The organism is Paenibacillus maysiensis, from assembly GCF_000520815.1.
GTDB classification, from domain to species: domain Bacteria; phylum Bacillota; class Bacilli; order Paenibacillales; family Paenibacillaceae; genus Paenibacillus; species Paenibacillus maysiensis.
In genome coordinates, this window is record NZ_ASRY01000214.1 from 23,684 (window position 1) to 34,022 (window position 10,339).

Genomic DNA, 10,339 nt, shown 5'->3' on the forward strand with positions numbered 1-10,339 from the left:
GGCTACGCCTCGTGGATTTGATCTTTGCCTGATTGCATTGGAAAATGATCTGGAGAATGTCGTAGCAGAGCCTGTTTTACGCTGCTTATTTTCACGGGCTTACTAATATAATCGTTCATCCCAGCTCCAATACATCGGGGCTGAATACCATCCATCACATTCGCTGTCATAGCGATAATCGCAGGCTGTGACCTTCCCGCCAATTGTTCACGTACCTTGCCCGTACACTCTAATCCGTCCATCACAGGCATTTGCAGGTCCATGAAGATATAGTCATAATCCTGGTTAGCCATAACCATATCAAGCGCCTGTTGCCCGTCTGCTGCCACATCCGAAGCCAAACCGAGCTTATCCAGTATATTGACCATCAGCTTCTGGTTGATCGGATGGTCATCCACGACCAGTACAGGTTTACGGCTTGAGGAGTTCTGGTGGGGAATTTCCCATTCGTGACTGGACTCTCCCTCCAGTTCATTTTCCTGAGCAAAGCCAAGCTTCATTGTAAAATGGAACGTTACCCCCTGTTCTCCGCTCGTATCTACACGGATATCTCCGCCCATCATATTCACTAAGGTTTTGCAAATAGCGAGTCCTAAACCAGTTCCACCATATTTGCGTGTCATCGAGGAATCAAGCTGGGAAAAGGGCTGAAACAGCCTTCCAACCTTGGCGGGCTCAATACCAATGCCTGTATCCTTCACAGAAAACTCAACGGTTAGTCCGTTGTCGCTTTGCTCTTTGACCGATGCGAAGACATATACACCGCCCCGGTCTGTAAATTTGACGGCATTGGATACCAGATTAATGAGAATCTGACGCAGTCTTCCCATATCACCGTATAACACTGGCGGTAGCTGCTCATCCAGAAAATAATCCATCTCCAGATTCTTTCGATTTACTTCCACCGTAAACAGGCTGAAAACTTCCTTGATACAGGAAACCAGATCAAACGGATATTCCTCTATCTCCATTTTGCCTGACTCCAGCTTGGTAAAATCTAGAATATCGTTAATGACCGCTACGAGCGCATCTGCACTGCGGCGAATGATATCGGCATATTCCTGCTGATCGCTTTGCAGCTCTGTTCCCATCAACAGGTCAATCATGCCAATCACACCATTCATAGGTGTCCGAATTTCATGGCTCATCATAGCCAGGAACTCCGTTTTGGCATTGGCTGCGATTTCGGCTGCCTCCTTGGCGGCAATCAATTCGCTATTCATCTTCTCCAGCTCATGTGTCTTCTGATGAAGCAGCATGGACTGTGTCTTCAAGCGTTTGTTGGTCAGGTACATTTGCACAAAGCCTTCAATTTTGGACTTGAGAATTTGAGGGATGAATGGCTTCACCATATAATCAATACCACCCGCTGAATAACCGGCAAACAAATGCTCCGCTTCCTTGCTGTTAGCGGAAATGAAGATGATCGGAATATCCTTCGTCTTCTCTCTGGCCTTAATCAGCTTTGCAGTCTCAATTCCATCCATACCCGGCATTTGCACATCAAGGACTACCAGTGCGAATTCATCTTTTAACAGACATCGCAGTGCTTCTTCCCCGGATGTTGCCTTTACCAAATTATATTGTTCACTCTCCAGCACCGCTTCAAGAGCGAGCAGGTTCTCAGGTCTGTCATCTACCAGCAGTATATGAATCGGTTCATGAAGCCCCATGGGATCCTCCTAAGTATCTCTATTTAATCTTCCGGTATATCTTTTCTATCCGGTCCAGCGCCTCGTAGGAATCACTATAATCGGTAAAATGTATGGATTCCTTGGCCCCAAGCACCAATACGCCAAAATGGCTCAAGCTATCATAAAACAACCCGTGTACATGGTTGCGAAGTTCATCGTTAAAATAAATCATGACATTCCGGCAAAAAATAACGTTGAACTCGTTAAAGGACCGATCTGTCGCCAAGTTGTGCTCCGCAAAAATAATGTTTTTACGTAAAAAAGGATGAAACATGACTGAATCATACTTGGCTGTATAATATTCGGAGAACGATTGCGTGCCTCCCGACTCCAAATAATTTTTGGTATACAGCTTCATTCGATCAATCCTGTATACGCCTTCCTTCGCCTGCTGTAAAGACAGGTTATTCATATCCGTCGCATAAATACGGGCTTTATCATATAAGCCTTCCTCATGCAGCATGATCGCCATCGAGTATACTTCCTCACCTGTCGAGCAACCTGCATGCCATATTCGAATATACGGATATGTCCGTAAAATCGGTATTATTTTCCGCCTGAAATTCAGAAACAGCTCTGGATCGCGGAACATCTCGGTTACTGGAATTGAAAGGCTTTGTACCAGTCTGTCGAAGGCGCTGCGATCATGCAGCACCTTCTCCTGAAGCCCTGATATCGTGCTAACATTCTCGGACTGTGCATGATAATAAATACGCCGCTTGATCGAAGGTAGAGCATAGTTACGAAAATCGTAGCCGTACAGCCGATGAATTCCTTCCAGCAACAGCTCAATTTCAATCATTTCCCGCTCAGCTTCGTTCGATTTTAATTCTTTAGCAGCATGATCCGCCATATCCTTCGATGTCATAATCTCTCTCCAATTCCTGAATAGGTTTTGCCTTGTACCACTCCAATCATGTGTTGATTTATATTACCCATTTTTTCGGGTTACGAATACAACCACACCCGCATTAATGACAAAAGCTGTTCGGTTTGAATCGGCTTTTTCACATAATCGGAAGCGCCCGCTTCAATACACTTGGAACGGTCATCCTTCATGGCCTTGGCTGTCAGCGCAATAATAGGCAACTTCTCGAATTGCGGCATCATTCGAATGCGCCGCATGGCCTCATATCCGTCCATCTCCGGCATCATCATATCCATTAGCACCAGATCAAAATCAGGTGTTCGTTCCAGCAGTTCGAGCGCTTCTCTTCCATTTTCCGCAAAGGTAACCTCCATACGGTAGCTTTCCAGCACACTGGACAGAGCAAATACGTTCCGAATATCATCATCTACTAACAGTATTTTTTTACCTTCAAACAGTTCTTCTTTATTGTATAGCTTCTGCAAAATTTTGCGTTTGTCCTCTGGAAGATTCGCCTCGACACGATGCAGGAACAGGGTCGTTTCATCCAAAAGCCGTTCGGGCGATTTGACGTCCTTAATAATAATGGACTCCGCAAATTTGCGCAGTTGCGTTTCTTCTTTGCTATTCAGATCTTTGCCTGTATATATAATGATCGGCAGATCGGCTAGTTGCTCATTCTCCCGAATGCGGTCGAGCAATTCAAAGCCTGTCATGTCGCTTAGCATCAGATCCAGTACCATGCAGTCATACCGCTGGGTCGCCAGTTCATTCAGTGCTTCCTGACCGGTCGATACCGCCGTAATGGCAACATCGTCATGGTCAATCAGTTCAATAATGGATTTACGCTGATTATCATCGTCCTCGACCACGAGAAGACGTTTCACCATTTTATCTGTATATGATTTAATATGTGAAAATGCCTTATCCAGACTTTCCTTCGAAGAAGGCTTTTTGAGAAAGGCAATCGCGCCCATCATCAAGCCCTGCTTCACATCATCTATGACCGAAATGACATGCACCGGAATATGACGTGTGGATGCATTTCCTTTCAGCTCGCCCAAAATGGACCAGCCATCCATCACAGGCAACTGAATATCTAAAATAATGGCATCCGGTAAATAGGAATGAGCCATGTTCAGCCCATCGTCTCCTTGGAGGGCGATCAGCGCCTTAAAGTCACGGCTACGAGCCATATCGTACAGGATTTTAGCAAAATTAATATCATCCTCAATAATCAGCAGCACTTTATCCTGCGAGGTAATCTCGTTTCGGTCGTCCCCCGGATGTATAATGTCCTCTGCTTTGTTCTTCGAGGGCATCTGATACAATGGCAACCGTTCAGCAGGCACAATCATTGGAATATCCGTTTCTGCCGATGCAGCGACATCCTCAAAATCCGGGTTCACATCGGCACCGTAAAGTTCCTCTCTCGAATGAGAATCCATATCCTCAATCGTAGGCGTTTGTTCCGGCAAAAACAGTGTGAAGCAACTGCCCTGTCCCTGCTCGGATTCCACGGTAATGACGCCGCCCAACAATCTGGAAAGCTCGCGGCTGATCGATAGACCCAGCCCAGTTCCCCCGTATTTCCGGCTAGTTGTACCGTCTACCTGCTGAAAGGCTTCGAAGATCAGATCCGTTTTATCCGAAGCAATCCCGATGCCAGTATCACGCACAGATAGGGCCAGATACGATTTTCGTGGATTTAGCAGATCGGGAAGCTGCTCTCCGGTTGCCCGAGAAACACTAAAACGAATAGAACCTTCCATAGTGAACTTGAACGCATTGGACAGCAAATTACGTAAAATTTGTTTGAGACGATAACCGTCACTTATAATGGCATCTGGCAAGTTCTCTGCGATCTCGGTATGCAGTTGAAGCTCTCGTTTGGCTGCGACCGGAGCAAAATTCTGCTCCACAAACATCTGCAGCTCTTTCAGATTGACGGCTTCATGGTTAATATCCATTTTCCCGGCGTCCACTTTGGATAAATCCAGAATTTCATCAATCATTTTCAGTAAATCCGCGCCTGACATATAAATGGTTTGTGCATATTCTACCTGCTTGGGCTTGAGATTGCCGTCCTTGTTCTCGGATAGGAGCTGAGAAAGAATGAGCAAGCTATTCAGCGGAGTACGCAATTCATGCGACATGTTGGCTAAAAACTCCGATTTGTATTTACTTGTGATGCCCAACTGCATCGCCTGCTGCTCCAACTGGGCACGCGCACGTTCGATCTCGTCGTTCTTTTCCTCCACTTCCCGAACCTGCTCTTCCAGCGCTCTCGTTTTGGCAATCAGCTCAGTGTTAAAATGCTCCAGTTCCTCCTGTTGACGCTGTAACAATTCCTCGGAACGTTGGAGTTCCTCCGTCTGCTCCTCCAAATTTTCGTTAGAACGCTTGAGCTCCTCTTGCTGGGTTTGAAGCTCCTCGGACTGGCACTGCAATTCCTCGGTCAACGCCTGCGATTCGCGCAGCAGTTGCTCTACCCGCATCCGTCCCTTGATGTTGTTCAAAATAATCCCCAAGCTCTCGACTAATTGAGCAAATAGCTTCGTTTCCAGATCACTAAAGCGGTCCAGCGACGCTACTTCCACAGCACCGATACAATCGTCCTCGAACAATATAGGAAAAATCATAATTCCCACCGGCTTACTCGCCCCCAATGCGGAGCCGATGGACAAGTACCCAGCAGGAGCCTCTGTAATCAGGATCGGCTTACGATCCAGAACACATTGTCCAAGCAAGCCTTCGCCAACATGGATAACGTCCTTGATCGAATCTTCGCCAGCCGCCTTCGCATAGGAGCCGTATAACTTAAATCGGTTGTCTTCTACATCTTTTCCTTGCAAATAGATGGCTCCATAGCTGCCTCCCAAGATGGGCGTAAACTCACTGATAAACATCTGTGCGACCTGCTCCAGTGAATTCACACCTCGGAACAGCTCTGTTACTCGTGCCGTGTTGGCATTAAGCCAGGTTTGATCCTTCTGCGTCTGAAGAACGGAATGCTCAAATTTGCGTTTTTCCTCCAGGTTTCCAGCCATTTGTTGAAATACGCGGGCAACCTCCCCGATTTCGTCCTTGGAAGCGACACTCATGCGGCTGATCGCCCTGTATTTTCCTTTGCCAAAGCCGTTGATCATGAGGTTAACGATATTTAGACCTTTGGCAATACTCGGGAGCACCCACAAGATAACCAATAACCCCATAAGCAGCCCGGCGACCATCAGAATCGTGGTAATCTGCACGGATTCCTCATAGGCCAGATTGGCTTGCATCATGTCGCTATCTATTTCCCGATCCTGAAAAACGGCCAGGGCATTAATGCTGTCCATCGCCTCCTCTTGAGCAGGCAAACCTGTGCTATTGCGGAAAGCATTCGCCTCATCAATGCGATCTTGCCCCAATAAGGAAACGAGCCTCTCTTCGTAGCTTAAAAATTCTTTCCATGCGACAGCTACCCGATCGACTTGCTGCTGTTCTTCGCTGGTACCGGAACTGTTTTGCAGACTTGCCAGCACATTTGCTCCAGAAGCAGATATATCATCGAGCTCGCCTTTGGCCTCACTGACGGAGGACCCTGGATTCAAGATGAGGTTGGCCATAACCTTCGCCATATCGTTCACCTGACCGCGAATGGCCGTTGTTTTTCGGACCTTCATATAACGGTCCTGGTAAACCTGATTTAGCTGCTCATTCAGGCTCCCCATTCGATCATAGCTGATTAGCGTCAGCACAAGGAGGATCGCCATAAGCGATCCAAAGCCGATCAGCAGTTTATTTCTGATTTTCATGCAAGCTCTCTCCCTCTTTCAATGAAATCCAGATCAGGCATTTATCATCATCACGATCCTGTGGCGCCTCTTTACGAAAAAAAGCATCCAGCATCGCTTCTTCATTCCATTCCTCATACTTGCGTAGACACGCAGTCAGATACTCCAATTGCTCCTCATATTCGCCTTCTACCGCCTCCAATAAGCCATCCGTATACAAAGCGATATGTCCAGTTCCTTCATAATAAATCGTGTGCATCTCTGCATCAATTTTATCAAACAAACCGACTGGGCTACATGCACGGTCAAATTTGGTAATGCTGCCGTCCTGGTTGAACAGCAAGCCGGGGGGATGCCCCGCATTTACATAGTCAATTTGCCGTGAACGAGTATCAATCACCATATAAATCGCCGTAAAATAATACTGCACGAGCTGCTTGCCCAGATCCAGTTGATTAAAACGACGATTCAGTTCTTGTATGACCTTCTCAGGTTCCACATACGTGGTTACCGTATCCTTAAGTACAGACGCAATGAACATGCAGAACAGCGAAGAAGAAATGCCATGCCCCATCATATCGAGCAAAATGATGGCATATCTCCCTTCCCCTAGCGGATACCATGAATATAAATCCCCTGCCAGTTCAAAGGAAGGCTGATACAGGGCATTGACTTGCAGGACCGAGTCATGAATAGCAGGACTAAGCACCGCCTGCTGCACCATCGCGGCCAGCTTCAGCTCGTCCTGAATCCGCTGGTCCCGGTCTTTATGCCAGTCCTTTTCCTGTTTGAGACGCAAGGCAAGCCGTATTCTGGCCATTAATTCTACCTTATTAATAGGCTTGGTGACGTAATCGACGGCCCCTACATCCAGTGCCTCTGCCAGTTTCTTGGAATCGCCTACAGCAGTTACCATGATGATAGGTATATCTTTCAGATGCTCGTATTCCTGCACGATGCTGCAAGCTTCAATACCATCCATTTCAGGCATCATCATATCCAGTAAAACCAAATCAATATCGGAAGGTCGAGGTCGCAGACTGATGGTACGGTCGCCGATCCCCAGATGCTCTAACATTTCTGCGGCTGAGCTGGCAGAGATAACATCCCTATAATTTTCTTTCTTTAATATTTCACGAATAATAATGACATTGGTCGGATTATCGTCAACAATTAGGATTCTCATTTCTCTCTCCTTATCTGTAACCCATGTATTATAGCTTCTCCATAAGAAGGCATTCCAAAAACATAGATAAGGAATGAGGCCCTCGCCCCATTCCTTATCTATGTTTTTGGAGGAACCACGAAGCACTTGTGCGGCGTTCAGCATCCTCTTTTTCAGCTCTAATGCCAGTCTATTTCCCTGCTCAACCGGCGTTATCAAGCTTTTTTGGCAATGACCAGAACTTTGCCCTGATCCAGTTCTTTTTCGTAAAAATCAGCTTCCGTATCTGTAAATCCCAAGGAAGTAATTTTAGCGCGAAGCTCGTCGCCACGGGAACGGAACAGATTGGCTAATGAGTCAAAAACTCCCTCTTCCTTAATCCCGATTTCCTTGGCATCCACCGTATCTGCAATACGATCCGTCCGGTCCTGATCATGAGCGAGCACGAACACATCCTCATAACGATAGCCCGTGTTGCGCAATTCATTCACCGCTTCAACGGCTTGTACACCGTTCTCTACCACTTTGGCATAAGATTTATGATGGGTCTGATTCATGTTTCTCACGCTCCTTATTAGGATTGACTTCTCTGACTATTACACGCTGTACATTCATTTGAAACTTCCATGTTATGTCATGCTCTTAAAATTAGATACATTACCACTCCGTTTCATCAAAAAACTCGACATATTTAGGCTTATCGGACGACTCATCCATAAAAACTTTGATCGCACGCTGTCCACGAACGTATACCTCGCCATCCTCCGCTGTAAATTGCGAGCCACCCAACGCCTGATCCAGCGTTTGCCGTTTCAGCGGAAGCCACTCGTCATTGACCTTGATCCGTCCGGCAGCGGGATCTACATGCACATAAGAAACCATATCATCTCGCATACCGACCACGACGTCAGGATATTGATATTCCGTAGAAAGCAGCAGCCTATCCTTTTTCACTTGAAGGGGCTTGCCCAGTTTTTTCAATACATCCATACGCGTATCGTCCAGAGATATGCCGTTTAACGTATGAAAATCAGCCGGTACGGCATTTTTGGCGGGAATCGTCTGCACAGCCCTTACTACATGCCCCGCCGTATGCGGGGAAACGGCTTGCTGAACCGTATCCTGTCCGGAAAAGGGAGTGAGCAAACCAGCAGCTAGCAATAAAATCTTCATCATAATTCTCACCCTTTCAATGAATTTCCTATAGTTTACGGTTCAGTCGCTATGCTACTGACGCATTTTCTGCCACACCCCGGCAGCGATATCTACATAACCCAACCAGTTTTTGGCCGGCTTTGCTGCAGGCTCCTCGTAGGTCGCATTGTAGCTCTGAACCGTCCGTTCCGTTGAAGTTAACGGCCTGTTCGACGCAGCTGACTTGATCGCGGTTTCCGTACCTGTCTTTTTATCCACTGTATGATGCGGCTTCTGAAACCGGGTGATTAATGCCGCTGAAGCCTGCTTCGCCGCCAGAGTGACTTCATTAAGCACCTCACCCAAGTTTTTAACTGATTCCATCACAGGCTCCACCTGCTTCAATTTATGATCAACATCTGCGGTAATATCATTGGCATGTCGAACCGTTTGCTTTACTTCATAGCTCAGTTCATCCACCGTTTTTTGTACATCCTGGAGAGTCTGAGTTACCTTTTCCAGAGAGCCTTGTGCTGCTTTAAGTGTTCTAATGAGGAAAATAACGAGAACTGCAAATGCGATAGCGATAATAAAAATACTGACCTGTGTTAACATGGCCTAACCTCTCTTTCGTTTTTCACGATGATGTTTATGATTACTGCATAGTTACCCCTTACGTCCAGACACGAAACAACGTTGCAGCTTGCCATTCCCCCACTTCTGACGCTATGTTTCACAGATTAGGGCACGGTTTAAAACAACATATAACGATGGCACAGCCACGAAAGATTCAAAGGATTCAGCCGTCATTCGCAGCCACGCTCTATCGGGCGTAAGTATGCCACATTATATACAATTGAAGGAGGATGCAGAACATGCTGAAATGGTCCGCTTTATTTTTAGTTTTTGCCATGATCGCCGGGATTTTAGGTTTTTTTGGTATCGTTGTATCCCTAGCTGCTACAATCGCCAAAATATTGTTTGTGTTATTTCTGGTGTTGTTCGTCATTTCACTCTTTACCGGAAGAAGACGAGCGTCATAGTCGTAATAGAGGAAGTCTGAAACAAGTGTAGTGAAGATATATCATTATATAGCTTTAAAAATAGGATGTTCCCGCCCCAATTACAGGGTTGTGGAACATCCTATTTTTGATGCGTAATTTTTTAAGGCTAATGGCGCTTTATTGGATTACGCTACCCCCAAACAGGAAACGATCCTGCCAAGGCTTGCTGAAATCCGTAACTTTCACACCGCCACTCGCTACAGAAAACGTATGAAGAAGCTTGTTGTCTCCCAGATATACGGCTACGTGTGTAATCGTTTGGGAGGAATTGTCCAAGGACGTATACGCCCCGGAAGATGCGTTGTAATTAGTAAAGAAAAGCAGATCGCCACGCTTCAGCGTGGTCATGTCTGTGTTTGGCTGACTATTCTGCTTGATCCACTCACCCTGTGAACGTGAATCCGCCGGAAGCTGAATACCTGCAGCCTGACGGAAAATTTGACGGGTAAATGCCGAGCAATCAAAAGTAGCCGTACTGTTACGATCCGAACCATATTCATATGGAGTACCGAGATAAGTCATCCCTGTGTTAATAACCTGTTCAATGGCATCCGCTGCGTCACCAGAAGGCACGTTTATGGCTTCCGCAGGAGATGCTGCCGCAGGAATCACGGTAGTGTCAGGAGCAGATGTTA

At 46.5% G+C, this 10,339-nt stretch carries 9 protein-coding genes; 1 reads left to right on the forward strand and 8 read right to left on the reverse strand.

What is annotated here, in order from left to right; all coding sequences use genetic code 11:
- Positions 1-2 precede the first annotated feature (2 nt).
- The 7 genes from L696_RS0115620 to L696_RS0115650 all read right to left on the reverse strand — a co-directional run bounded on the left by L696_RS0115620 (position 3) and on the right by L696_RS0115650 (position 9,255).
- Positions 3-1,673 (reverse strand): response regulator, encoded by a 1,671-nt coding sequence (locus L696_RS0115620; protein ID WP_025684484.1) that lies wholly within the window; start codon positions 1,671-1,673, stop codon positions 3-5.
- 19 nt (positions 1,674-1,692) lie between these two features.
- Positions 1,693-2,562, reverse strand: a complete 870-nt coding sequence (locus L696_RS0115625; protein WP_025684485.1) for a CheR family methyltransferase — start codon at positions 2,560-2,562, stop codon at positions 1,693-1,695.
- 80 nt (positions 2,563-2,642) lie between these two features.
- The gene (locus tag L696_RS0115630; protein ID WP_025684486.1) at positions 2,643-6,362 is read right to left on the reverse strand and encodes a response regulator; all 3,720 of its coding nucleotides are present in this window, start codon (positions 6,360-6,362) and stop codon (positions 2,643-2,645) included.
- Complete coding sequence (locus L696_RS0115635) at positions 6,346-7,527, reverse strand: PP2C family protein-serine/threonine phosphatase (RefSeq protein ID WP_025684487.1); 1,182 nt, start codon at positions 7,525-7,527, stop codon at positions 6,346-6,348. Before L696_RS0115635 ends, L696_RS0115630 begins: the two co-directional genes overlap by 17 nt.
- Before the next feature lie 194 nt (positions 7,528-7,721).
- On the reverse strand, positions 7,722-8,063 hold the full coding sequence (locus tag L696_RS0115640) for a YflT domain-containing protein (RefSeq protein WP_025684488.1): 342 nt from the start codon (positions 8,061-8,063) through the stop codon (positions 7,722-7,724).
- Positions 8,064-8,163: 100 nt separating this feature from the next.
- Positions 8,164-8,682, reverse strand: a complete 519-nt coding sequence (locus tag L696_RS0115645; protein WP_025684489.1) for a hypothetical protein — start codon at positions 8,680-8,682, stop codon at positions 8,164-8,166.
- 51 nt (positions 8,683-8,733) lie between these two features.
- The gene (locus tag L696_RS0115650; RefSeq protein ID WP_025684490.1) at positions 8,734-9,255 is read right to left on the reverse strand and encodes a DUF948 domain-containing protein; all 522 of its coding nucleotides are present in this window, start codon (positions 9,253-9,255) and stop codon (positions 8,734-8,736) included.
- Positions 9,256-9,515: 260 nt separating this feature from the next.
- On the opposite strand from L696_RS0115650, the gene L696_RS29635 reads away from it, so the two are divergent.
- Positions 9,516-9,683: a DUF1328 domain-containing protein gene (locus tag L696_RS29635; RefSeq protein ID WP_025684491.1), complete on the forward strand. Its 168-nt coding sequence runs from the start codon at positions 9,516-9,518 to the stop codon at positions 9,681-9,683.
- Positions 9,684-9,821: 138 nt separating this feature from the next.
- On the opposite strand, the gene L696_RS0115660 is transcribed toward L696_RS29635, so the two are convergent.
- On the reverse strand, positions 9,822-10,339 hold a 518-nt coding region (locus L696_RS0115660; RefSeq protein WP_025684492.1), incomplete at its 5' end, for a C40 family peptidase.

Excerpts from the sequence above, each read along its gene's own strand:
- L696_RS0115620 (WP_025684484.1), bottom strand. The coding sequence starts at position 1,673 with ATGGGGCTTCATGAACCGATTCATATACTGCTGGTAGATGACAGACCT.
- L696_RS0115625 (WP_025684485.1), bottom strand. The coding sequence starts at position 2,562 with ATGACATCGAAGGATATGGCGGATCATGCTGCTAAAGAATTAAAATCG.
- L696_RS0115630 (WP_025684486.1), bottom strand. The coding sequence starts at position 6,362 with ATGAAAATCAGAAATAAACTGCTGATCGGCTTTGGATCGCTTATGGCG.
- L696_RS0115635 (WP_025684487.1), bottom strand. The coding sequence starts at position 7,527 with ATGAGAATCCTAATTGTTGACGATAATCCGACCAATGTCATTATTATT.
- L696_RS0115640 (WP_025684488.1), bottom strand. The coding sequence starts at position 8,063 with ATGAATCAGACCCATCATAAATCTTATGCCAAAGTGGTAGAGAACGGT.
- L696_RS0115645 (WP_025684489.1), bottom strand. The coding sequence starts at position 8,682 with ATGATGAAGATTTTATTGCTAGCTGCTGGTTTGCTCACTCCCTTTTCC.
- L696_RS0115650 (WP_025684490.1), bottom strand. The coding sequence starts at position 9,255 with ATGTTAACACAGGTCAGTATTTTTATTATCGCTATCGCATTTGCAGTT.
- L696_RS29635 (WP_025684491.1), top strand. The coding sequence starts at position 9,516 with ATGCTGAAATGGTCCGCTTTATTTTTAGTTTTTGCCATGATCGCCGGG.